At 40.2% G+C, this 24,640-nt stretch carries 26 protein-coding genes and 1 tRNA gene; 13 read left to right on the top strand and 14 right to left on the bottom strand.

Annotated elements, in window-relative coordinates; genetic code table 11:
* Both ACLPIE_RS19830 and ACLPIE_RS19835 read right to left on the bottom strand, forming a co-directional pair.
* Positions 1–1,209 (bottom strand): adenosylhomocysteinase, encoded by a 1,209-nt coding sequence (locus tag ACLPIE_RS19830; protein ID WP_430263446.1) that lies wholly within the window; start codon positions 1,207–1,209, stop codon positions 1–3.
* A gap of 30 nt (positions 1,210–1,239) precedes the next feature.
* Entirely contained in the window at positions 1,240–2,484 is a 1,245-nt protein-coding gene (locus tag ACLPIE_RS19835) for an MFS transporter (RefSeq protein ID WP_430263447.1), read from the bottom strand.
* Positions 2,485–2,827: 343 nt separating this feature from the next.
* On the opposite strand from ACLPIE_RS19835, the gene ACLPIE_RS19840 reads away from it, so the two are divergent.
* From ACLPIE_RS19840 to hemW, 6 genes are all read left to right on the top strand, one after another.
* Positions 2,828–3,817 carry a LacI family DNA-binding transcriptional regulator gene (locus ACLPIE_RS19840; RefSeq protein WP_430263448.1) on the top strand — a complete coding sequence of 330 codons (990 nt, stop codon included), beginning with the start codon at positions 2,828–2,830 and terminating at the stop codon, positions 3,815–3,817.
* Between the two features lie 273 nt (positions 3,818–4,090).
* On the top strand, positions 4,091–4,783 hold the full coding sequence (locus tag ACLPIE_RS19845; protein ID WP_430263449.1) for a YggS family pyridoxal phosphate-dependent enzyme: 693 nt from the start codon (positions 4,091–4,093) through the stop codon (positions 4,781–4,783).
* A gap of 14 nt (positions 4,784–4,797) precedes the next feature.
* Positions 4,798–5,619 (top strand): pyrroline-5-carboxylate reductase, encoded by an 822-nt coding sequence (gene proC / locus ACLPIE_RS19850; protein WP_430263450.1) that lies wholly within the window; start codon positions 4,798–4,800, stop codon positions 5,617–5,619.
* Positions 5,620–5,638: 19 nt separating this feature from the next.
* Complete coding sequence (locus tag ACLPIE_RS19855; protein ID WP_430263451.1) at positions 5,639–6,223, top strand: YggT family protein; 585 nt, start codon at positions 5,639–5,641, stop codon at positions 6,221–6,223.
* 15 nt (positions 6,224–6,238) lie between these two features.
* Positions 6,239–6,832: an XTP/dITP diphosphatase gene (locus tag ACLPIE_RS19860; protein ID WP_430263452.1), complete on the top strand. Its 594-nt coding sequence runs from the start codon at positions 6,239–6,241 to the stop codon at positions 6,830–6,832.
* Positions 6,825–7,964, top strand: a complete 1,140-nt coding sequence (gene hemW, locus ACLPIE_RS19865; protein ID WP_430263453.1) for a radical SAM family heme chaperone HemW — start codon at positions 6,825–6,827, stop codon at positions 7,962–7,964. Before ACLPIE_RS19860 ends, hemW begins: the two co-directional genes overlap by 8 nt.
* 184 nt (positions 7,965–8,148) lie before the next feature.
* Here the strand turns inward: hemW and ACLPIE_RS19870 are convergent, their stop codons facing one another.
* From ACLPIE_RS19870 to trmB, 5 genes are all read right to left on the bottom strand, one after another.
* A complete protein-coding gene (locus ACLPIE_RS19870; protein WP_430263454.1) occupies positions 8,149–9,099 on the bottom strand; it encodes a siderophore ABC transporter substrate-binding protein in 951 nt (316 codons plus the stop codon).
* 195 nt (positions 9,100–9,294) lie between these two features.
* On the bottom strand, positions 9,295–10,026 hold the full coding sequence (locus tag ACLPIE_RS19875) for a DUF2884 family protein (RefSeq protein ID WP_430263455.1): 732 nt from the start codon (positions 10,024–10,026) through the stop codon (positions 9,295–9,297).
* A gap of 37 nt (positions 10,027–10,063) precedes the next feature.
* Complete coding sequence (glsB, locus tag ACLPIE_RS19880; RefSeq protein WP_430263456.1) at positions 10,064–10,990, bottom strand: glutaminase B; 927 nt, start codon at positions 10,988–10,990, stop codon at positions 10,064–10,066.
* 96 nt (positions 10,991–11,086) lie between these two features.
* Positions 11,087–11,416 (bottom strand): YggL family protein, encoded by a 330-nt coding sequence (locus tag ACLPIE_RS19885; RefSeq protein WP_430263457.1) that lies wholly within the window; start codon positions 11,414–11,416, stop codon positions 11,087–11,089.
* The gene (trmB, locus tag ACLPIE_RS19890; protein WP_430263458.1) at positions 11,416–12,135 is read right to left on the bottom strand and encodes a tRNA (guanosine(46)-N7)-methyltransferase TrmB; all 720 of its coding nucleotides are present in this window, start codon (positions 12,133–12,135) and stop codon (positions 11,416–11,418) included. The genes ACLPIE_RS19885 and trmB overlap by 1 nt, the downstream gene beginning before the upstream one ends.
* Before the next feature lie 247 nt (positions 12,136–12,382).
* On the opposite strand from trmB, the gene mutY reads away from it, so the two are divergent.
* The 6 genes from mutY (at position 12,383) to ACLPIE_RS19920 (ending at position 17,410) form a co-directional block, all read left to right on the top strand.
* A complete protein-coding gene (mutY, locus tag ACLPIE_RS19895) occupies positions 12,383–13,435 on the top strand; it encodes an A/G-specific adenine glycosylase (protein ID WP_430263459.1) in 1,053 nt (350 codons plus the stop codon).
* A 10-nt stretch (positions 13,436–13,445) separates the two neighbouring features.
* A complete protein-coding gene (locus tag ACLPIE_RS19900) occupies positions 13,446–13,715 on the top strand; it encodes an oxidative damage protection protein (protein WP_206084721.1) in 270 nt (89 codons plus the stop codon).
* A 54-nt stretch (positions 13,716–13,769) separates the two neighbouring features.
* Complete coding sequence (gene mltC, locus ACLPIE_RS19905; RefSeq protein ID WP_430263460.1) at positions 13,770–14,843, top strand: membrane-bound lytic murein transglycosylase MltC; 1,074 nt, start codon at positions 13,770–13,772, stop codon at positions 14,841–14,843.
* A gap of 175 nt (positions 14,844–15,018) precedes the next feature.
* A tRNA-Phe gene (locus ACLPIE_RS19910) sits at positions 15,019–15,094 on the top strand.
* Positions 15,095–15,271: 177 nt separating this feature from the next.
* Positions 15,272–16,468: a tyrosine-type recombinase/integrase gene (locus ACLPIE_RS19915; protein WP_430263461.1), complete on the top strand. Its 1,197-nt coding sequence runs from the start codon at positions 15,272–15,274 to the stop codon at positions 16,466–16,468.
* A gap of 360 nt (positions 16,469–16,828) precedes the next feature.
* Positions 16,829–17,410, top strand: coding sequence for an antirestriction protein ArdA (locus tag ACLPIE_RS19920; protein WP_430263462.1), 582 nt, complete (start codon positions 16,829–16,831; stop codon positions 17,408–17,410).
* A 192-nt stretch (positions 17,411–17,602) separates the two neighbouring features.
* On the opposite strand, the gene ACLPIE_RS19925 is transcribed toward ACLPIE_RS19920, so the two are convergent.
* Positions 17,603–17,872 (bottom strand): PAAR domain-containing protein, encoded by a 270-nt coding sequence (locus ACLPIE_RS19925; RefSeq protein WP_430263463.1) that lies wholly within the window; start codon positions 17,870–17,872, stop codon positions 17,603–17,605.
* 11 nt (positions 17,873–17,883) lie between these two features.
* Positions 17,884–18,213 (bottom strand): DUF3969 family protein, encoded by a 330-nt coding sequence (locus tag ACLPIE_RS19930; RefSeq protein ID WP_430263464.1) that lies wholly within the window; start codon positions 18,211–18,213, stop codon positions 17,884–17,886.
* 342 nt (positions 18,214–18,555) lie between these two features.
* Between ACLPIE_RS19930 and ACLPIE_RS19935 the strand changes: the two genes are divergently transcribed.
* The gene (locus ACLPIE_RS19935) at positions 18,556–19,929 is read left to right on the top strand and encodes an IS4 family transposase (protein ID WP_430263465.1); all 1,374 of its coding nucleotides are present in this window, start codon (positions 18,556–18,558) and stop codon (positions 19,927–19,929) included.
* Positions 19,930–20,047: 118 nt separating this feature from the next.
* On the opposite strand, the gene tnpA is transcribed toward ACLPIE_RS19935, so the two are convergent.
* From tnpA to ACLPIE_RS19960, 5 genes are all read right to left on the bottom strand, one after another.
* On the bottom strand, positions 20,048–20,503 hold the full coding sequence (tnpA, locus tag ACLPIE_RS19940) for an IS200/IS605 family transposase (RefSeq protein WP_430263466.1): 456 nt from the start codon (positions 20,501–20,503) through the stop codon (positions 20,048–20,050).
* A 200-nt stretch (positions 20,504–20,703) separates the two neighbouring features.
* Positions 20,704–21,030: a hypothetical protein gene (locus ACLPIE_RS19945; protein ID WP_430263467.1), complete on the bottom strand. Its 327-nt coding sequence runs from the start codon at positions 21,028–21,030 to the stop codon at positions 20,704–20,706.
* Positions 21,023–22,792, bottom strand: coding sequence for an S-type pyocin domain-containing protein (locus tag ACLPIE_RS19950; protein ID WP_430263468.1), 1,770 nt, complete (start codon positions 22,790–22,792; stop codon positions 21,023–21,025). The genes ACLPIE_RS19945 and ACLPIE_RS19950 overlap by 8 nt, the downstream gene beginning before the upstream one ends.
* Positions 22,789–23,595, bottom strand: coding sequence for a DUF4123 domain-containing protein (locus ACLPIE_RS19955; protein ID WP_430263469.1), 807 nt, complete (start codon positions 23,593–23,595; stop codon positions 22,789–22,791). The genes ACLPIE_RS19950 and ACLPIE_RS19955 overlap by 4 nt, the downstream gene beginning before the upstream one ends.
* The coding region (locus ACLPIE_RS19960; RefSeq protein ID WP_430263470.1) for a type VI secretion system Vgr family protein at positions 23,592–24,640 on the bottom strand (1,049 nt) is incomplete at its 5' end. The genes ACLPIE_RS19960 and ACLPIE_RS19955, both read right to left, overlap by 4 nt.

Genomic DNA, 24,640 nt, shown 5'->3' on the forward strand with positions numbered 1-24,640 from the left:
TTAATGTGTGATCCAATTATCACAGGCAAGTTGTGCCACTTTCATTTCTATATCAAAGGGAACTGGTTGTGGGATATTTTTTAATGTTTGGCTACTAAGAGCTATTTTTTCTAAACTTAATGTTTGTAGCGCCAATCCTAAATCCATAACTTCAATAGGATTACCATTACCGGCGGATAAATTAACTAGATTAGCATCAGACATTAAAAATATATTTTTACCTGTTTTAAGTTGGTGTTTATTGATATTAGGCGTGACGTCTTCGCAACTAGATGTAATGGAATTCAGTGCTTTTATATCAACTTCACGTTGAAAGTGCCCTGCATTTGCCACAATGACATTATCTTTCATTGCTGTAAAATGCTCCGTGGTCAGTATGTTATCTCGCCCCACTACACTGATAACAAAATCAGCATCATGCAAAGTATCTAAAAGCTCCGCAGTCTGAAAACCTTCTAAATGAGCCTCCAACCGAGTCAGTGGGTTTGTATCAACAACCGTTACATGGGCTCCCATTCCTCTGAAGCGCTGCGCTACACCTGAACCACAATATCCATATCCGATAACAACAACCTTTTTACCGTGTATCATCACATTTGTCGCATGTGCAATACTTTCGACAACTGATGAACCCACCCCATATCTATTTTCTATAATTCGCTTAGACTGAGTATCATTAATAATCAGTGTTGGCCAAAGTTGAGAATCAAAGTTTTCTCTTAAACGATTTGCACCAGTTGTTGTTTCTTCTGTTGCACCAATAATTGTTTTTTGTAATGACTTAAATTTAGGGTCAGTCAGGATCAGTTCATGTAAATCAGCTCCATTATCAGCGATGATGCATGGGTTCATTTCTAATACCTTTTTACAATAGGTAATATGATCCTCAAATGACTCATTTCTTTTCGCAAAAACACTGACATTCATATATTTAACCAATGCAGCTGCTGTTTCATCCTGTGTAGAACCAGGGGAGCCTGTAATGGCAATTCTTGCGCCACCTTTTGTTAAGGCTTCAAGCCATACACCTGTTTTCGCTTCAACATGCAAACAAATACCAATAGTCATCCCTTTAAAAGGCTGTTCCTGTTCAAGTCTTTTTATTAAACTTTTCATGATAGGCATATGTGTTTTTGCCCAGTTGATTCGCTTCATTCCAAGTTCTGCCAGACTCATATCTTGAACAGAGTATTGCTCAACATCTAACATAATATATACCTCAAAATATTTACATTTTTATTAAACATGAACTTTTTTGACATTGTTTTTTGTAAAAATCAGATAGACCACATAAGCTAGTGTGAATACAATCGTATAGCTTGTGAATATAATCCAGAACATTTTCCAATCAACAATACCATTTGTTGTATTAAGGTCTAATACCCAACCACTAAGTATTGCACCTAAAAAAGTACCAAAACCATTAACCAATGTAGTAAATACACCTTGTGCGGTAGAGCGAAACTCAGGGGCTATTTCTTTTTCCAAAAATAAAGAACCTGATATGTTAAAAAAGTCAAATGCACACCCATAAATTATCATGGAGAGAAATAACGCTATGGTTCCTATATATGTAAAATCACCATACGCAAATAATCCAAATCGTAATATCCATGCAATCATACTTAGTAATAAAATTTTCTCTATTTTTATGTACTTTAATAGCAATGGGAGTAGTAATATAAAAAACACCTCAGAAAATTGGGATATTGATAAGAATATTGTTGGGTACGCTGAGAAAATTGAATTTTGGGCTTCAGGTAATTCAGCAAGATCTTGTAAAAAAGGCACACCTAATGTATTTGTGATCTGCAAAACAGATCCTAAGAGCATAGAAAAAAACAGAAAAACAACTACTTGAGATTTTCTAAATAGAACTTTTAAATCGCTAAATTGAAAAGCATGGGGATCATCTATTACAGATTCATTATGTTTATTTATTGATATGAAAACAATAGAATAAATACTTAAAACCACAGAAGCAATTGCGGCAATATATAACTGATAATAGCTCATTTCTAATTTTAATAAACTAATTATCCACATTGCGGATATAAAACCAACCGTCCCGTACACTCTAATTTTAGGGAAATATTCTTCTGAATTTAATTTTTCCTTACCAATGGCTTCAAAAATTATACTATTGCATATCGACATTGTTGGCATATAAAACAAAAGATGAAGCAAGGTCATTATAAAAAGCAAACTAAATGAAGAACTATGAGCCATTAGAATGAGAAAAAATGCTGATATCAAATGAATTGTGACATAGACTAATTTTCTATTGTTGATTTTATCTGCTATTAGACCAATTAAAATAGGCGAACATAATGAGGCTATTCCTAATGTGCTAAATATCAACCCTACATCCGCACCTTTAAAATGAAGAGTATTTAGCATATATGACGCAAAAGTAACTAACCAAGAGCCCCATATGAAAAACTGTAAAAATGAAACTATTTTTAATCGTGTGATTATACTCATGATAGTCTTTTTACCTCACGAAATAATATGTAAATATATTTTTTTATTATGGGAGCCGAGGTATTTCACTTAAAAAGGCCTTAACTTGAATTAATCACAGTCTATCCCATAAACACTTATTATATTCAATCAATGTACCCGCTAATTCGTAAAAATAAAGTGATGTACTTCACAATAGGTTATACGTATGACTTGATGGTGATCATATCATTGAGGAATACTAGTAAATTAGTAGGCTTAAATAGTTTTTATCCTTTAATATTAATACATTCAGTCATTACCTTTTGGTATAAGAAGATATTACTGTTTATCAATTGATTATGTTTTTATTGTTGGAGAGAAAATGTCTACGGTTAATAGTAAAGATGTGGCTCGTTTAGCAAATGTATCACAATCAACTGTATCTCTCGTATTCAGTGGTCGTTATCAAGGTAGAGTGTCGGATAAAACGCGTGAAAAAATTCTTAGCGTTGCAAAAAAGCTTGGTTATCATCCCAATATTAACGCGCAAGTTTTACGTAGTGGAAGTTCAAAAACGATTGCCTTTATTGTCCCAGACATTCAACAACCTTATTTTGCCAAAGTTGTTCATGCAGCAGAAATTTTCGCAACTAAATTAGGTTATTCTTTGATTCTTTTAGATAGCTATGCCAATAAACAATGGCATGAGCATCTAATGTCATTGTTTCAAAGTAAGCTTATTAGTGGCGGTATAATTTACTCATGTGATAAAAAAAACATAGAATTATTAAGATATTACCGAGAAAAACTGATATTTATCGAGTCCGATGACGAAAAAAACAACGATATTTGTCTAGAGGTAAAAAATGTGATCGAATCTACATTTTATATTGCAAGTAAAATGAAACGATTCAGAGTGGGTTTTTTTAGAACTGACCTTCCAAGACAACACTTTTTAACGCGACATGACTTGTTTGATCAACAATTCAATTTATTAGAAAATCCAGAAAAATCCAAGTATATCGTGTATTCATCATTCAATCTTACACAATCAACTAAGAATGCAGAAATATTACTGATGCAAAAACCAGACATTGTTTTTTGTGATGACGACATTTTAGCAGGCGCTATCTATCGGGCTGCCAAACACCTGAACATTCATATTCCTCACGATGTGGCAGTAATAGGGTTCAATGATACAGATCTTTGCCGCTACTTAAACCCAGAATTATCAACGGTACAAATTCCGACTCAATATATAGGGAAAGTTGCTATCAAAATGCTATTAGAAAAAATATCAAATAATCCACAAATCATAGAAAAAGAATTCGTTCCCTTAAAAGTTGTCACTAGAGGGTCGACACAGGCTTAATCCTATAATAAATAACAAAAAAATTGTTTTTAAGTGCAAAGAGACAGTATGGTATTAACGCCTTTCCCATCACCAAAAAACAGGTACGATACTGAGTAATAGCGATATTGTTAAGAATATGCGTTACTTATCTGTATAAAACAGTATTTTTTTGTAATCATCTCATGCAAAGGTGCCGTTCTGACGCAATTTGCTTTACACTATAGCCAACCGTCGCCGTTCATGCATGGCATGAATTAAACAGTATTGAATATAACCATATTGAATAAAATAATGACCATTCAAAATAATATCTCTGATGTGACAGCGCGTATTCATAATGCCGCAGTTGAGTGTCAACGTTCACCACAAGACATTACCCTGCTGGCTGTCAGTAAAACCAAACCATGTGATGCTATTTTAGAGGCAATAGAAGCTGGTCAGCGCCAGTTTGGTGAGAACTATGTTCAAGAAGGCGTTGAAAAAATTCAATATTTTTCTGATAGAAATGATCTCGTTTGGCACTTTATCGGCCCATTACAGTCAAATAAAAGCCGCTTAGTGGCTGAATACTTTGATTGGTTCCATACTCTTGATAGAGCTAAAATTGCTCAACGCTTGAATGATCAACGCCCTCAGGGTAAAGCCCCATTAAATGTTCTTATCCAAATTAATATCAGTGACGAAAATAGTAAGTCTGGTATTACATTAGAAGAAGTTGCTGATCTTGCAGCTCAATTGGTTGATATGCCAAACCTCGTATTACGCGGTTTGATGACAATTCCTGCCCCTGAAGCAGATTATGAACGTCAATGTGCTGCATTTCGCCAAATGGATAAAGCATTCAAGCAGTTACAAGCCATTTACCCAACAGTGGATACCCTTTCTATGGGTATGACTGATGATATGCGAGCCGCTATTCACTGTGGTTCGACACTGGTTCGTATAGGAACGGCCATTTTTGGCGCTCGCCAGTATCACCAATAAATAAGGAGAACAAGATGCAACATCGTAAAATAGCCTTCATTGGTGCAGGAAATATGGCTCATGCCATTATTGCAGGATTAGTTAGCCATGGTTATCCTGCATCAATGATAACCGTGTGTTCTCCAACGCCTGTGCGCCGCAGCAAACTGGCTCAGCAATATGGTATAATTAGCAGCGATAATAACCTTGCCTCAGTGAAAGCCGCCGAGGTCATTGTGCTAGCGGTAAAACCTCAGATGATGAAGGAGGTATGCGAGCCATTACAAAATGCCACAGATTTTGATAAAAAGTTGGTGCTCACTATTGCAGCAGGAATACCAGCTGAACGCTATAACGATTACTTTGCCCATCAATTAAACCTCGTGCGTATTATGCCAAATACCCCTTCATTAGTGGGTAAAGGCGTCAGCGGGTTATTCGCCCAAGGCAAAGTTACCGAGGAAGATAAGCAGTTTACGCAGCAATTAATGCAAAGTGTTGGCTCAACCATTTGGTGCAAGCAAGAGCAAGAAATCAATAACATTATTGCGATTACAGGAAGCTCGCCTGCATATTTGTTCCTATTTATGGAATCCATGCAGCAAAAAGCGGAGCAGCTTGGCTATGATGCAGAGCAAGCCCGTGAATTAGTTCTCAATGCGATAGAGGGCTCTGTCGCGTTAGCAAAATCACAAAACGACACTACTTTCGCAATATTACGTGAGCAAGTGACCTCTAAAGGCGGGACCACCGCGATGGCTTTAGAGCAATTTTATAATGAAAATCTTCCGCAAACCGTTGCTAATGCAATGCAAAGAGCAATTGATAGAGCCGAAGAAATGGAAAAACTTTTTTAATTTAATCGCGGAATTTACCATGCAGACTTTAGTTTTTGTTGTTACTACACTGATCCAACTCTATATTTTTGTTTTATTACTGCGTGTTTGGATGCAATGGGTACGTGCTGATTTTTATAACCCATTTTCGAAATTTGTTGTTAAAGCAACTCAACCTATTGTTGCTCCACTGCGTCGCGTGATCCCTGCCATGGGTGCCATAGATACCGCATCTGTCGTTGTGGCATTTGTGTTGGCATTAGCGGCTATTGTTTTTGGTATGTGGGCCACTAATTTACTGCCAATTTTAGGCGTTACCATCCTGCCTATGGGCGTTATTTTATTATTAACCTATACCGGTAAACTCATCTTCTGGATGATTTTGATCCGCGCTATTTTGAGTTGGGTCAGCCAAGGGCGTAACCCTGTTGATTACTTACTCTACCAATTAACCGAACCATTAATGGCTCCAATCCGTCGCATCATCCCAGCCATGGGGGGGTTAGATTTTTCAGCTATGATAGTCATGTTTATCTTAATTGCGCTGAATTATTTACGTGTGGATATATCCTTATGGATTGACCCTTCACTCACGGCAATGATGTATTCCATTGGTATCATGTAACACGAGTTTTTGATAATGCAAAAAGTTGTTTTAGCTACCGGTAACCCCGGAAAAGTCAATGAGTTATCCGACCTGCTACGTGATTTTGGCATGGATATTGTGGCTCAGACCTCATTAGGCGTTGAGTCCGCAGAAGAAACAGGGTTAACCTTCATTGAAAATGCGATCCTAAAGGCACGCCATGCCGCGGAACAAACAGGACTACCTGCTATTGCTGATGATTCAGGGATTTCCGTTGATGCGCTTGGCGGTGCTCCGGGTATCTATTCCGCACGTTATGCAGGGGAAGATGCCAGTGATGAACAAAATCTGCTTAAGTTACTGAGTGCTATGGAGAATGTGCCTGATGACCAACGTCAGGCGCAATTTAACTGTGTTCTCGTGTATATGCGCCATGCCCAAGATCCGACACCATTGGTATTTCATGGACGTTGGCATGGCGTGATCACTCGTGAACGCAAAGGCCAAGGGGGTTTTGGTTATGACCCTATTTTCTATATACCTGAGCTAGGGTGTACTTCTGCGGAGTTAACCAAAGCAGAAAAACAAGCCGTTTCCCATCGTGGTAAGGCGCTTGCAATGATGTTGGATACACTCAAGAATGCATAAACTGCCGCCATTAAGTTTATATATCCATATTCCTTGGTGTGTACAGAAGTGCCCCTATTGCGATTTCAATTCACATACGCTTAAGGGGGAGATCCCCCAAAGAGAATATGTAGAACACCTGCTAGCAGATCTCGACGTTGATGCTCAACGGGTTAGCTCTCGCACAGTCAAAACTATTTTTATTGGTGGTGGAACGCCGAGTTTACTGAGCGCAGAGTCCATGCAAGCGTTGATGGACGGTGTACGTCATCGTATTCAATTAGATCCCGCAGCAGAAATCACTATGGAGGCAAACCCCGGTACTGTTGAGGCTGAGCGCTTTGCTGGCTATCAAGCTGCGGGGATCAACCGTATCTCCATTGGTGTACAAAGCTTTGGCAACGATAAACTCATTACGCTAGGCCGCATTCATGGGCCAGATGAGGCCAAACGTGCTGCACAGTTAGCCACCAGCTTGAATTTGAGAAGCTTTAACCTCGATTTAATGCATGGACTTCCTGCTCAAACCCGCGATGAAGGGTTATCTGACCTGCGCCAAGCCATTGAACTGGCTCCCCCTCATTTGTCTTGGTATCAATTGACTATTGAGCCCAATACCCAATTTGGGTCACGTCCTCCGACTCTGCCTGATGATGATACCTTGTGGGATATTTATAGCGAAGGCCATAAGTTGCTAAGTGCCGCAGGTTATCAGCAATATGAAACCTCTGCCTATGCCAAACCGGGGTATCAATGTGAACACAACCTCAACTATTGGCGATTTGGTGATTACCTAGGCATTGGCTGTGGAGCTCACGGCAAAATGACATTTGCAGATGGACGAATTCAGCGCACAGTAAAAACCAAACATCCACGAGGCTATATGGAAGGCCGTTATATCCATCAGTCTTATGATGTGAATTCTGAAGATAAGCCATTTGAATACTTCATGAACCGTTTTCGCTTACTCGAAGCCATGCCTCGTCAAGAATTCACACAATACACAGGGCTACCTGAATCTACCGTCAGGCCTGCTATTGATGAAGCCTTAGTAAAAGGTTATATCACAGAGACAGATGAGGAGTGGCAAATTACAGAGCATGGAAAGCTATTTCTCAATTCGTTACTAGAGCTATTTTTAGGTGAAGAGTAATCCCTTTAAGCTAAAAAATTTCATGAATTAACAATAGGTTGATTGAATGAAAGCCAGCTTAAATGGAGATTTCCATAAAAGCTGGCTTTTTATTAGAGATAAAAATTCGACACGAATAACACGTAAAAATAACAATAGCGATCATACATATTGCCGTTGCCAAGCAGACAACGACAGATATCCATTAAAGCGCCTTAACAACCGCATTAATTTGCTCTGTTAAGCTCACTAAACCACCACCTGACAAGTACCACAGGTCAGATTGTAAATAGGTAATTTTGCCGTCTTTATAAGCTTTTGTTTCTTGGATATTGCTATCTTCAAAAACGGCTTTATCCAATTTCCCTGCACGGATAGCTTCACTACGGTCAACAATTAAGATCACATCAGGATTTGCCTGAGCAATAGTTTTAGTATCAACAACACGACGCTTTGATTTGTCTGCATTTTCATCAATAGGCAATTGTGCGCGCTGTGCTTTTACCACGTCATAAACGACAGACTGGTTATTTGGAATTAATTTGCCATCATTATGCATTAACACTAAAACTTTTTTATTAGAATCAGCCGCTTTTTTCTGAGCGTCTGCAATAGTTTTATCGAGTGCCACTAATTGCTCATCAACGGCCTTTTGATTGCCATACAGCTCACCTATTACAGCTAGATTAGCTTTCACTGAATCAATATAGTGTTTGCTATCAGAACCTAAATTGATGGTAGGAGCAATTTTTGATAATGCTTCATAAGATTTGCCTTGGCGACCTGTAATCACAATAAGATCAGGTTTTAATTGTTCAATTTTGGCTAAGTCTGGTTGTTTCATTCCCCCCGCGTTTTCCATGGATGTAGGAATGCTGCCTTTGATATAGGCGGGTGCATTTGCCGTTGGTAATGCAACGACTTTATCGCCTAAGCCTAATTTTTGCATAGAGTCATATACGCCAAAATCAAATAGAACCACTTTTTGCGGTTTTTTAGCAACTTCGGTTTCACCTGAGAGATGCTTGATAGTGACTTTCTCAGCACTTTGCGCAGTAATTGCATTCGGTGTAAATGCAGAGGTTTCAGCGCTAAGCGCGAAAGGAGCAGAGAACGACAATACAGAAACAAGTACAGCAGGAATGAATTTTTTCATTTAAGTGATCCCAATTGATTCATTAAGCCAAACCAGCATTGTAAAGTGAGTGACTTATATGTCAATCAAATAAGAATCAATTTCATTTTCATTCCCATTATTGGTGCTAATATCACATTTATTAAACTGAATTTACATAATCTTATATAAACAGTAATACGCCTAGACGCATTACTGTTTATATCTATAAATCAATTAGTTATTTTTTATTGAGTTAAGTAGTGAAACTCGTTGCTGCTCTATTGAGGTGACTTTAGAACAAACCTGTTGGCCAAACTGTTGAAAACTCTTTTCTTGGTTTTTCCATTCGGATTCAAGTTCTTGCTGTAAGCCCCCTAAATTACCTAACATACCTTGTAGTGCTTTACTTGCATCACCACCTGATAGCAACTGCTTGCGCCCCATTTCATTGATGCTATCTTGTAAAATCCCACCAAGACTTTCATTGATCAGTTGCCGTCCTTTTACTTCAACAGTTTTCATTGCTTCATGGTGGAATACATAGCCGTTAGGGCGCGTTTCAATAATCTGATTAATTTGCCCATTTAATTCTTTTTCTAGCTTAGTCAATCTGTTACGGATATTACTATCACTTCCGATCACCTTAACAACCATTTTGTCCATCGTTACTCTTGAATCAGCGAGTTTTTTTTCTGATTCTTGTTTGATCCAAGGCAGGTCATTACGGATGGCAGTTTGATAGCGGATAGCTTGTTGTTTTTGGGCTTCTGTTGCAGCAATATTTTTACCATTAAACGTGATCTCGCCACTGGGTGTAATTTTTAAGTCACCACTTCTACCAATGACTTGAACGTTGTCAGGTGTCATTAGGATGTCATCTTTTGGCGTAACAGAACAGTTATAATCTGCCGCTTGGCTTGTCGCACAGGCGAGGAGTGAAAATGCAATTAATGTACGGCGTAACATAAAATCTCCTAGTAAAACGTTATTCTAATCAACGAGATCAGAAAACAGAACGCCCAATTCGTTTTGTTAATAGCTCTAAAGCCGCACAACCGGCCAAAGAGTTCCCTGCCGAATCGAGTTCAGGTGACCAAACCGCAACGGTAAATTGGTTTGGTACAACACAAATGATGCCACCACCGACACCAGACTTACCGGGCATTCCTATGCGAAATGCAAATTCTCCAGAGCCATCATACATACCACAAGTCATCATCAATGCATTAATTTGCCTCGATTGTAGAGGTGTGATGATAGGGTCAATAGAGCAAGATGATACTCCTTGCGATGTTAAGTAAGAAAAACATCTTACTAATTCAACACAGTTCATACTTAGAGAGCAATAATGAAAATAAGTTTCGAGAACCGTTAAAACGTCATTTTCAAAATTACCAAAAGATTTCATTAGATAAGCAATAGCGGCATTACGGCTTGCATGTTCCATTTCTGAGTAGGCAACCGCCGTGTCATAGCTGATATCTGGCTCACACGCTAACTTTCGGACAAACTCCAGCATGCGTTGTTTGGGCGCACTTAATCGTGATTGCAGCATATCGGTGATCACAATAGCTCCCGCATTAATAAACGGGTTACGGGGTATCCCTTTTTCCATTTCAATCTGAATTAATGAATTAAAAGGTAAACCAGATGGCTCTTTGCCAACGCGACGCCATATCTCATCTTCTTCATAGCGTGTCATTGCAAGGGTTAAGCTCAATACCTTAGAGATCGATTGAATTGAAAACCGTCGGTAGGCGTCACCTGCGGTAAATATTTCACCATCAATTGTCGATACCGCAATACCTAAGTGGTGAGGAGATACAGCCCCTAAAGCGGGAATATAGTTTGCGACGTTACCTTGGCCGATTAATGGCCGAACTTGGTCTAGAATGTCATTGAGTAGCTGGTTAGAAAACATGGCGCTCAAAATTTTGACTCCAGAAAATAAAGGCACCCAATATTTTGGATGCCTCTTCAAACCGCTGAGAAACTCTGTCTATTTATGACAATAAATAGACATCGATTATTCCCACCAAACATCAAACAGTTCAGAAACAACAACGTCGTTCATCCCTTTTGATTTTAACCAGCTTTCAACGATTTGGCGGTGTTCTTCAGTACATTTGCCAATTTTTTGCAGGCAAACGATACCTTCCCAGTTCATATAGCCACTCGCTTCAAACGCTAAACCATTTGGCTCAATCGCTTCTGCAATTAGTTGGTCAACGGTGCTATCGACTTCCTCAATCGGTGTACCTTCTTTAAAGCTCCATTTAACCGTAAAACCTAACTCTTGGAATTCATCCAAACGCATTTTTTTACGTAAACGACGACTACGTGGTTGTTTAGCCATTATTTGATCCTCTCAAACATTAAATCCCATACACCGTGCCCTAACCGCTGGCCGCGCTTTTCAAACTTTGTTTCAGGTCTTGTTTCTGGACGAGGAACATAATCACCTGATGATGATAAGTTTTTATAACCCTCGACACTGGTCATCACTTCAAGCATGTGCTCTGCATAAGGCTCCCAATCTGTCGCCATGTGGAACACACCGCCGATCGCTAATTTGCTACGGATCTTTTCTGCAAATGGGACTTGCACAATACGACGCTTGTTGTGCTTAGCTTTATGCCATGGGTCAGGGAAAAATAGCTGAACCATCGATAGGCTACCATCTGGGATCATGCAGTCTAAAACTTCAATCGCATCATGGCACATCACCCGAAGGTTGGTGGCATTTTCTTCTTTTGCCGATGCTAAACATGCACCTACTCCCGGAGCATGAACTTCAATACCTAAAAAGTTTTTATCTGCATTTTGTGACGCCATCGTCACCAATGAGGCGCCCATACCAAACCCAATCTCCAGAGTGACTGGATTTGAGTTATTGAATACTTTCGGGAAATCAAAGGGTTCATTAGTAAAATCAATCCCCATTTCAGCCCATTCTTTTTCTAATGCGTCTTCCTGACGTTTTGTCAGACGCCCTTGACGGCGGACAAAACTACGGACACGGCGCATAACCCGCCCTTCTTCATTATATTCGGGGGAGATAACATTATTGATCATAATAAAGGTTCTAAAAAATAGTTGCCCAATTAAGTTAATGTGCCAACAATCAAGTTATACAACGTCGTATTTAAGCTTGCCTAACAGCCTAAGTATGTAAGGAATAGGAGTTTAGCAAAACTTCCACAAGGATGCAGTTGATAATTGGCTAACTTTACACTAAACAACACAATAAGCGTTTACAGACTTCTTCGTCTATGTTGCAATTCCTACCATTACTGAAATATCGATAAAAATAATATTATCAATGGAAGCACAACAATTTTCACGAGCAGTGCTCGACTGGTACCATAAATATGGACGTAAGACCTTGCCGTGGCAGCAAGAAAAGTCGTCCTACCATGTTTGGTTGTCAGAAGTCATGCTACAGCAAACCCAAGTTAGTACAGTTATCCCTTATTTTGAGAAATTTATTGCCCGTTTTGCGGATGTAAACGCCCTTGCTAATGCCCCACTTGACGAGGTTCTGCACCTATGGACTGGCCTTGGCTATTACGCCCGTGCTCGAAACTTACATAAAGCTGCACAAGTGATTGCCAGCCAATACCATGGTCAATTTCCAACAACATTTGATGAAGTATTGGCGCTCCCCGGTGTTGGTCGTTCGACAGCCGGTGCAATCTTATCCCTATCGCAAAAGCAGCATTACCCCATTTTAGATGGTAACGTCAAACGGGTATTAGCGCGTGCCTATGCGGTTGATGGTTGGCCGGGCAAAAAAGAGGTTGAAAACCGTCTTTGGGAAATCAGCACCGATGTCACCCCAAAAGAAGGGGTTGAATATTTTAACCAAGCCATGATGGACTTAGGTGCCATGGTTTGTACCCGCAGCAAGCCTAAATGTGAGCTTTGCCCGCTTAATTTTGGTTGTATTGCCTATGCCAATCATTCATGGCAGGAATACCCAGGGAAAAAACCAAAGCAAAAAATCCCAGAGAAAAGTGCTTGGTTTTTAATTATGCAACATAATGATAGTGTGTGGTTAGAACAGCGCCCGCCATCGGGTATTTGGGGAGGGTTGTTTGCCTTCCCACAATTTGAATCACAACAACAACTTAATGGATGGTTGAGCCAATCAGGTCTTCAATATGGCCAACCAGAGCAATTAATTGCCTTTCGCCACACTTTTAGCCATTTTCATTTAGACATTATCCCTGTAAAAGTTAATATTAAGGCATTTAATTCTGTCATGGATGAAGACAAAGGACTCTGGTATAACTTACACCTAGGCGCAACTATTGGCCTTGCAGCCCCAGTTGAAAGTTTATTAAAACAGCTCGCCTTACTACCTGATATTTGAGGAAAAATTAATGAGTAGAACCATTTTTTGTACATTCTTACAACGTGATGCAGATGGGCAAGATTTTCAGCTTTACCCAGGTGAGTTAGGGAAGCGTATTTTTAATGAGATTTCAAAAGAAGCATGGAGCCAATGGATGACCAAACAAACCATGCTAATTAATGAAAAGAAGCTCAACACAATGAATCCTGATGACCGTAAAATGTTAGAACAAGAAATGGTTAAATTCTTGTTTGAAGGTCATGATATTCATATTGACGGCTATACCCCTGAAAAATAATCTGTTTGTCTACCTACCTTGTAGGTAGACTATTGCCTCAAGACTGTGGATGGTATGAAAAAACTATTTGTACTGAGTGTGTTGATCCCTCTAATTATTTCTTGTTCTAGCAATCAAAAAACTGACTTTAATCCTGATTATGTCAAAGATACCAATGGGTTCGATATTTTGATGGGGCAATTTGCCCACAATATTGAAAACATTTGGGGGATTAAAGAAGTCTTAATTGCAGGCCCAAAAGACTACGTGAAATATACGGATGAATATCAGACCCGCAGCCATATTAACTTTGATGCAGGGACTATCACTGTTGAAACCATTTCAGCCATTGAACCTTCACAACACTTAAAAAAAGCAATTATCACCACCTTATTGATGGGTGATGACCCAAATTCTATTAACCTTTATTCCGATATCAATGATATCCCCTACAGCAAAGAACCATTTTTATTTGGGCAAGTCTTAGATAATACAGGGGAAGCCATTCGCTGGGAGTGGCGAGCCACAAAGTTTGCTGATTATCTGGTTGAGAATAAAATTCAGCGCCGCCAGTCTGGTATGAATATTGTTTGGTCGGTAACGATGCAATTGGTTCCTAACCATTTAGATAAACGTGCCCATAAATATTTACCATATATCAAAAAATCCGCGGCAAAATACGGCGTTGATGAATCATTGATCCTTGCAATTATGCAAATAGAATCAAGTTTCAACCCTTATGCAGTTAGCCGTTCAGATGCCCTTGGTTTGATGCAAATAATGCCAAATACGGCAGGTAAAGACGTTTTCCGTTCACAAGGGAAGTCAGGTGTTCCAAGTCGCAGTTATTTATTTGATCCTGAAAAAAATATCGATACAGGTACTGCTTACTTAGCCATCTTACAAAATAACTATTTAGGGGATATCCGCAACAGTACTTCACGCCGCTATGCGGTGATAACGGCCTATAACGGTGGCGCAGGTAGCGTATTACGTGTCTTCCATAATGATAAAAAGCAAGCTGCTCAACGAATTAATAATTTAGAGCCCGGTGAAGTGTATGAAACGTTATCCACTAAGCACCCAGCTGCGGAGTCACGTAATTACCTTATTAAAGTAAATAATGCGCAGAAAAAATACTTACGCTAACAGAAAAAATGCCAGTTTGAGCCATAGGTAAGATTGGCGTTTTTCATTAACCTTAGTTTTTTCATGTGATTTCGCTTAAAAATTAGCTAACATGTTGAAAAAAAGCGCATACAGTTGAAACTTTTAATAATGCACCTTGACTCAACGGATGGAATCAGGTTTAATACGTTCCGTTGCCCGGATAGCTCAGTCGGTAGAGCAGGGGATTGAAAATCCCCGTGTCCTTGGTTCGATTCCGAGTCCGGGCACCACTTTCACTTCTACAGTGGTCTCCTCAAGTCAAGTAAACTCCTTTATATTCATTGAATTACCTTGTATTATCACTCATCGAACTCCACCGAACTCAACACGACTCAACCTAAATCAAGTGTCTGTTGGGGGCTTTTTTGGGGGCTCATCGTGTTCAATGTAATTTAGGGGCCCCCATTATGGCACTCAGCGCCCGGCAGATACAGACTGCCAAACCTAAAGACAAAGAGTATAAGCTCTCTGATGAGCGTGGACTTTACCTTCTGGTTAAACCCAATGGTGCTCGTTACTGGCGAATGAAATATCGCTTCGCTGGTAAAGAGAAAAAATTATCGATTGGTGTTTACCCTGATGTTTCTCTTGCTGATGCACGAGTTAAACGAGATGAAGCCAGAAAGCTATTAGCTGAAGGTAACGATCCGGCTGAACAAAAGAAGTTAGAGAAACTTGCGAAAAAGATCACCGTAGAAAATACGTTTAAAGCGATCGCCATCGAATGGCACTCCCATAAATCGTCAGAATGGTCCGAAAGCTATGCAGAAAGTGTTCTTGATGCTTTAGATAAAGATATCTTTCCTTATTTAGCTAAACGTCCTATTGCCGAGATCCTACCTTTAGAAATGTTGGAGATCTTACGGATGATTGAAAAGCGTGGTGCTTTAGAAAAAATGCGTAAGGTTAGGCAATTCTGTAATCAGATTTTTCGTTATGCGATTGCAACAGGACGTGCAACGGTAAATCCAGCCGCTGAGCTCACGGGAACGCTTAAAGCACCAAAAACAAAACACTTCCCTCACCTTACCGCTCAAGAGCTTCCTGAGCTCTTGCAGAAGCTTTCGGAATATACAGGCAGTCCTATTACCCGTTTAGCCACTAAACTGCTGTTACTAACAGGAGTGAGAACGATTGAGCTAAGGGCTGCTCACTGGAGTGAGTTTGATTTTGATAATGCACTCTGGTTAATTCCCGAAGAAAGAATGAAGATGCGTAGACCGCATTCCGTTCCTCTTTCCAAACAAGTGCTTGAAATCTTAAAAGAGCTACATGCTTTTACAGGCCAATATCAACTGGTTTTTCCGGGGCGTTGCAATATCAATCAACCAATGAGTGAAGCCAGTATCAACATGGTCTTAAAGCGAATTGGGTATGATGGTAAAGCAACCGGGCATGGTTTTCGCCACACGATGAGTACAATCTTGCATGAGAAAGGGTTTAATTCAGCGTGGATTGAAATACAGCTGGCACATAAGGATAAAAACTCTATTCGAGGAACCTATAACCATGCGCAATATTTAGAAGGAAGACGTGAAATGATGCAGTGGTATGCGGATTATATTGATTCTTTGGAAAGCCAAAATAAAGTGATTTCGAAATAGCTTATGCCTAAAAACGTAATCATGATCACAGTTTTATTATCATGCATTTTAGTTTGTAACCCATATTCCACCAAAGCAAGAGCCTCTGTCCTGATGAACTGACCCTAGTTTATTGGACAGGGGCTTTTTTCGTTTTAACCCGCCCAAAATGAAATCATGATAGAAAGCATAACATGTTATCGGGACTGTAAGGCAACTCATTATCCTGCTCTAAAACGTCATTAATCATTTTTAAAGCAGATTGTCTGTTTTCAGCTGATGGGGATTTTATATCAATATCGTATTCTAAAAGGAAATAGATCCTTTTATCAAAATATCTTCATTTATTAAAACGTAACACATCAATAATAGGATATTAATATGCGCATAACTGCGACGGCTTCCCCATGCCTAAAATCGGGGATTATCTCTGTTTTTATTACGAATTTAGGTAAATATAACGAAGGCGAACTGGTTGGTGAGTGGCTTGAGCTTCCGGCAACCTCAAAAGAGATCGAACACTGTTTAGCCCGTATTGGTATTGATGGTATTCACTATGAAGAGTATTTCTTGACGGACTATGAATCCTCAATTGATGGCCTTTCTTCCTACATTTCAGAATACAGCCTTTTAGATGAGTTGAACGAGTTAGCCACGCAATTAGCCATGTTATCGCCTGATGAAACTGACCTTTATCAGGCGGCAATTGAAATCGGAGCTTCAGCGAGTTCACTTCATGATTTAATTCATTTAGCGGATAATTTAGATTCTTTCCAGCAATTAGCGGGGGTCAATAATGAATATGATTTAGGTTATTACTGGATAGAAGAAAGTGGTTGTTATGATTTATCACAACTGGGTCATTTATCCCATTACTTTGACTATGAACGCTATGGACGTGATGTTTGCCTTGAACAAGGGGGCATTTTTTACGGTGGAGGGTATATTTATCATACTAGTTAGTAGATAGGATAACAGAATGAGAGTGAGTGCATTATAGGCGAAAATAAATGATGCCGTGGTATGCGGATTATATTGATTAGTTAGAACTCAATTTAAACTGAATAATATCATTTAGCCACCTTTGCGAATATTCGTAAAGGTGGTCATTACCTAGACTTTATTTTTTCCTAAGTACTGATATCACGCTATAATTTAACCTACTGCGACAAGTATACAGCCACCTGAACACCCACAAGCGACTTTATGACCTTCTAATGCGACAGGGATACCATTAATGTTCATTAAGATATCTCCTTCAACGATAGTGCCTGTTTTTTTACATGAAGGACAATAAACAGAGTCTCCCACACAGGCGACTCCTTGGGTTTGTTTGGCTAGAGAAGAAGCTGTAAGTACACTACCTCCTGTATTCGTAGTATCATTTTTTAAAATGATTTTTCTGCCGTTTACTATACTTCGCATCATTGCACCATTTATCTGATATTTGAGTATTCAAATTTTTCTAACTTAGCTATTTCAAGAGTAGTTTCATCAAGTAATTCATTAATATTGAAATCAAATTTCTCTGGCGCAAGATCTAGTACATCCTCAAGTTCACAACCTTTAGAAATTATTTCAGTAACATGTTTGGATACTTTATGCTCTGAAAAAAACTTAACGTAATAAAGTTTAAATATTAAATTATTAGCTTCATCTATAGATAGTGTTTTTGACTTTAGCCCAGTCAAAACACCCAAAATAAATACAAGTGTAAATTTATCTATGCTAGTACTTTCTATTTCATAAGAAAATTTATCTTTCATATAAACACCTAATTAATTATTTAACATTACTCCAAACACCATTTTTTACTTTAACATTAAAAACTTTACCACTTTCACTTTAAAAATAACAAATTGACACTTTATTAGCTATAGGCTGGCTTATTTTAGGGGAGGCGGATAACTGTAGTGATTATTTTCATTGAACCTCTGTCATTAAAATAAATTTAATCTTTGCAAGCTATTTTTTAAAATTTAATCATAACCACCCGCTATGCGGGCTGTCTTTTATACAGAAGTCCTTCACATAATGTGAGGGACTTTTTTGAACTAAATGCTTAGCTCACGATCAGATCTTTAACGGATTTAATTGAGGATTCTGAGATGATGGGAAGTAGTAATGAGTGGGCTAAAGAACAATTTGGACATGCTAAACTTGGAGACCCAAGAAGAACGGCTAGGCTTGTAAAAATGGCCTCAGACTTGGCTCAGCATCCAGGTAAATCGGTAGTAAAATCGTCTCCGTCACCGGCCTGCATGGAGGGAGCTTACCGATTTATTAGGAACGATAACATATCCGCAGAGGATATTGGTGAAGCCGGTTTTAATGCGACAGTAAATCAGGTTCACCGCTATTCCCTACTTCTCGCAATAGAAGATACAACCACCTTAAGCTACAACCATCGCTCTATTCAATCAGATTTAGGACATGTGAACCAAGGTAATCGTCATCGAGGTTTACTTGCTCATAGTATTTTGCTGTTTGCTCCTGAAACACTTGATGTTATTGGATTAATTGAACAACAAAGATGGACGAGAGATATCAAGACCCGAGGTATCCGCCGTAAGGGTTTAAAACGCCCTTACGAAGAAAAGGAAGGTTATAAATGGGAAAGAGCATCACGTAATATGGCTGCCCGACTAGGAACCGCGATGGCTAATGTGATATCGGTTTGTGATCGTGAAGCCGACATCTACGATTATCTCACTTATAAAATAGCGAACCAACAACGTTTTGTTGTGCGGTCAATGATGAGCCGCCATATAGAAGAAGGTTCAGATAAGCTTTATCACTTTGCATCAGAGCTGCAAAGTGTAGAACAACGTCAAATTCAGATAGCTCAAAGAGGAGGTCGTAAAGCGAGTCAGGTCACTCTGGATGTAAAATATGCAGCAGTGACGATAAAAGCCCCGTCCAACAGAAAAGGAACTCCTATTTATCTCAACTATGTTGGGTGCTCTGGAATTGGTCATGACGGGAAGATGCTTAATTGGCATATTTTAACTAATGAGCCAGTAAATAATACAGAAGATGCTTTGAAAATTATTGATTATTACGAAAAACGTTGGTTGATTGAAGAATATCACAAGGTCTGGAAAAGCGAAGGAACTGGCGTTGAAGAGCTTCGAGTGCAGAGTAAAGATAACTTAGATAGATTAGCGACTATTTATGCTTTTTTAGCAGTAAGGATATTCCAATTAAAGTTTGTAAATGAGCAAATTGAAGATATTAGCTATGAGAAAATCTTGTCACCGAAAGCATGGAAATTACTTTGGCTTAAAAGGTTAAAGACACCTCTTCCAGAAAAAATACCAACAGCAAAATGGGCTTATGAGCATCTTGCAAGGCTTGGAGGTTGGAAAGACAGTAAGCGAAATGGAAGAGCGTCAGTTAAGACGCTCTGGGAAGGGTGGCTTAAATTGCAGACCATCCTTGAAGGTTATGAGCTCGCTCAGTTTCTTGAAAAGGACTTGTGATCAAGAGACAGCCCGCATAGCGGGTGGTTTGCTCTAGCCCTATAAGGGCTTATTACTGACTGCGCCTAAATGACGCGGCTTTCTCTTCGTTCAAGCTAAATGTCTTTGCTACTTTGGCCTACCCCTTGAAGGGATCTGTATGCTCTTTCCTACTAAGTTTATCTGAGATTAAATCTGACTTTTCTTGCTCTCTGATATATTTCTGAATTGTGGCTTCATTTAGCCCTACCGTACTTACATAGTAGCCTTCTGACCAAAACTTCCTATTGCCAAATTTATATTTTAAATTCGCATGTCTATCAAAGATCATCAACGAACTTTTACCCTTCAAATATCCCATAAAGCTTGAAACGCTTAGCTTTGGGGGAATACTGACTAGCATGTGAACATGATCTGGCATCAGATGCCCTTCGATTATTTCAACACCTTTATACTTACAAAGGTCTCGTAAAATCTCACCCACACTTGAACGAATATTATTAAAAATCACTTTCCGTCTGAATTTCGGCGAAAAGACGATATGGTATTTACACAGCCACTTTGTATGCGCTGAGCTTTGTGCTTTAATGCCCATAAACACCTTTCCTTATTTAGGTTACGAATATTAGCTTGAACATCTATATCGTAACGGAAAGGTGTTTTTCTTGGTATAACCCTTTGACTCCACCCGCAAAGCAGGTGGTTTTATGTTTAAGACGCTAACGCGACTTAAACTGGCTAAAGCCATAAAAAAACCGACACACGTTAATGATATTAACGGGTGTTGGTGGTTATTTATGAAATTTCATCTTCTAATAATTTTGCATTTTTATATATTACTATTCCAGAAAGGCCTACACTTGAGTCTATAAAACATAGCAAATTATTTAATAGTGATGCCTCTTTGATTCCAAAATCTTCTTTAATCCACAAAGGAATTTCTTGATACTGCTTAATATCAAGTATTATATTTTGTTTTTCAAATTCCGAAAAATCCCAATGTATAACTTGTTCAAACTGTAATTTTTTATTATTAGATAAAAATAACTCAAGGGTTTCCTCTTCTTCTATATAAAATATACCATGTATACTTACATCATGAAAATTAATGTTATTAATCATTGATTGTCTCTCCAGGTTGAAGTGGTCTTCCTGCTAACCTTACTTTGTTTGGTGCAGAATTTGATGGGTATTTCCACTCATGGACATGTGGATCCCCTGCACCATGGTCATGACCATAATCTATATCTTTTACTGGTTTACCTTCTGAGTCATATTTCCTTACTTGAATTAATTCATTCGTTTCTGGATTTCTTTTTTCTAATATATCATCACTAGGGCCTAAATCTCCATTTTTACCTTCTGGTAGCCTATTCTTAGTTCTTTTCCCTTTAACTTGCATATAAACATATATCGCAGGGATCGATGGTGTTGGCGTAATTAAAATATAATCACGTAAATCTTTCGCATCCGGTACTGGTGTAATGTATATCTGAGGCTGCTCCTCATTGATTGGAAAGCCTCCTGCTGACGTAATATCAACAGGTTCAGGGAGCTGGTTGCCACCCGTATGCGGTCTAATATCGAAAGGCGGTGACGGCGGATGCCCCGTATGAAATTGTCTTTCCCCCTCATGGATTTGGGATTGAACGCCCAAAAAATTACCGTTTTTCGCATAACTGATAAAAACGTCTTCTCCATCATCGGTTATAAATTTGTACACCTCTGCTGTACTACCCGCATATCGCAAACCTTCCGATGCTTGATAGGCCGCCAATGAACGAACTTTTTGAGTCTCCGCTTCTGACGCGAGATCCATCATCCTAACAGGAACTTGGTCTTGTCCACTATCCGTAGATGTATGATAGCCGACCACTTGACCACCATCATCAATACTCATACGTATTCGTGTGGTTGCGGTTCCCTTCGCGAGCGCCTTTTCTTTTAAATCCTCATAAGTCAGTAAATCACTCGAGTCACTCGATTCTGTACGTGTAAAAACCCCCGCATATCCCATACTCATAAGGATACTCAGTGCTGACAGTGTTGGAGAAACGTTCATTTTTATTGAAGGTGATGCACGAGATGTTGAGTCATCATCATAAAATTCATCCGAAGATTGCCATGTATTTTGACTCTGGACGGCACCGCCTGATACCGCCATTTGCTGAAGGAACATTGTCGCTAACGGGATGAGTATAAAGGGGTTAGCCTCAGCCGTCGAAATACCAAATAAAGATGCAATCGAAAATTCAGATGGTTTTGCTTGTTTAGATTGAATGGGTCTAAGCTGCATTTGATAAACAGCCGTGGAACCAAAGTAGTTACTGATTTCAGGATGTTCACCCGCATCCGTATTCCCCTCACCACGCAATACCGATTTAGCAAACACCGGCTCTGCTATCCGTTTAATCGCAATCACACGACGATGGTCGTAGGGGAAGAACAGAAGATAACCGTTATCGCGTTGTTGATAATGCACTGAACGGTTAATTTGCCCCGCCGTCATACGGTAAACGGCGGAGGGAATATCGGAGTTAAAAGCCCCGGCTCGGTTATTTTCACTCAGTAGATCCCCCTGTTCACGGCAATAATCATTCAGCGTTTTTTCTTTGCCTTGAATAGCAGCAGGCGGTGACATCGCAGTGAGAGCATCCGCTAAGGGTTGTGCTTCAAGGCTCAGAGTGTACGGGCGAGCCGTTAAGCCTTCCGCTTTTATCAGGCCTTGTGAGTCGCTGCTGCCTTGCATCGTACGGCCTGTACCTCGCTCGGCGAGCGTATACGGCACGTTGGCTAAGGGTTGTCCTTTATCATCGACCAATTGCAGTTCTAACCAAAATCGGTAGTTTTCACAGATAATGCACGATTCGACTTTCTGACTCATGACGGCTCCGTTGTCGTGGTTAGCCAGCCTTGTTGCTGGGCATAGTCCGTAAATTGTGTGGCGGTACGGGTATGAATATCCCCCGCGAGTGAGGGGTGCAGCTGTAACCAATCCACTAAACGTCGGTGAAGTTGACTTTCCGGTGTGTCGAGCGATAGAGCAGCTTCTGCGTGATTTTCCCACAATTCACACGCAAGGTTTTCCGCTAACAGCTCGATAAACTGTGCAGAGTTTTCCCACGCAGTCTGCAAGTGTTCCCCCATGATGAACTGACGGGCTTGCAGTTCAGGAATGGGTAAAGGGTTATGCCGGGTAGGCGATTCAAAAAAAGCAGGGTCACTGGGTGTCTCCAGCATCACTTCATGAACAGGCGTCATCAGCACAGACCAATCCACCGCACGCATTTTGGGAATAAGCACATTCGCAATGCGCGTATCCATTAATCGCAGCACCACGAGCTCTTCATTCAGCTCCACCAATTGGCGGTTTTGCCAATGCCGTAACTGGTACTGCCAATCCAGCGAACTGCGATATGCCCAACCCCATGTGTTATCACTAAAGCCTTTACGGTCAAGCAGTTGCCCCAATGGGGCATACGCACTCGGCTTTAATTGCACAAGCCACGGGCTCTGACCGATTAAATGGGCCAGTGAGGTGCCATTGTAAATAGGAAATGCCTGTTCAACCCAATCGTTGGCAAACAATAAATCTGTCGGGTTGGGTGTGGCTAACGTATTGAGCAGTAAATAAACGGGGTCCGCATTCGATGTCGTTAACCATGTTGTCCAAGGGGTGAGTCTCATTGATGCCCCCCACTCGGTTTAATCACCCAACTGCCTGTCGCTTGGGCTTGCATGGCACAATACGGTTTAATGGGATAAGGCGGTGTCGCAAACGGGTCAACACCATCCGGCAATTGAATATTAACTGCTTGCCCTGAACCCCCTGCACTATCACCAATCGCCACATTACCTGAGGTAAACACATTGCCCGGTGTCACCCGCACAAAACTGCCACTCACTTTTAAGGTAATTTCCGTTGCCGCATCAATCACCACTTTGCCTTGGCTGGTGATGTGGGTCTCTTGACCACTTTCACTCACCAGTGCTCCGTTAATTTGCTGATGATAACTGCCAAGCACCTGTTCAGAGATATCACCTTCTATTAAGGCTTTGTGTGTTCCCTTAACGTGAAGATGCTCATCCCCTTGAATGTCAGTAAAGCGGTGTTGGTCAATGCGCTGTTTGACATCGTGTTGGACATGGGTATGGCTGTCATGTTGAATATGTACATTCATGTCACGCTGGGCATGAATGTACACTTCTTCTTGCCCTGCTTGGTCTTCGAAACGTAATTCGTTAAAGCCTTCCCCTTTATGAGTGCACGTTTTAAAGGTGGTACGTGTTTTTTGTGCGGGTAAATCTAACGGAGGGGCATTGCGCCCGTTGTACATGCATCCCGTAATCACGGGGCGGTCAATATCGCCATTCAGGTAACTGATTAAAACCTGCTGCCCAACATGGGGAATGCTCATAAACCCATAGCCACTTCCGCTCCAACCATGCGTCACGGGCACCCAGCAAGAAGCGCTATGGTCAGGTACGCCGCGCCTATCCCAATGGAAATAGACCGTCACTTCCCCTTTGCTATTAGTGTAGATTTCCTCCCCTTTCGGCCCCACGACTGTAGCAACTTCATCCCCATCGGCGAGAGGCTTATATCGATAAGGGGGACGCCACTCTTGGGTGCTGGGAATAAAGGAAAGCTGGTTACTCATTTGGGTGCCCTCACCGCCACTGTTGTCGGCAAGAGGTTGAACGCCGTGATGGGAGACACTCACCACCTGCC

Origin of the sequence: Providencia sp. Me31A (assembly GCF_050487165.1) — a bacterium.
In the GTDB taxonomy this organism is placed as follows: Bacteria; Pseudomonadota; Gammaproteobacteria; order Enterobacterales; family Enterobacteriaceae; genus Providencia.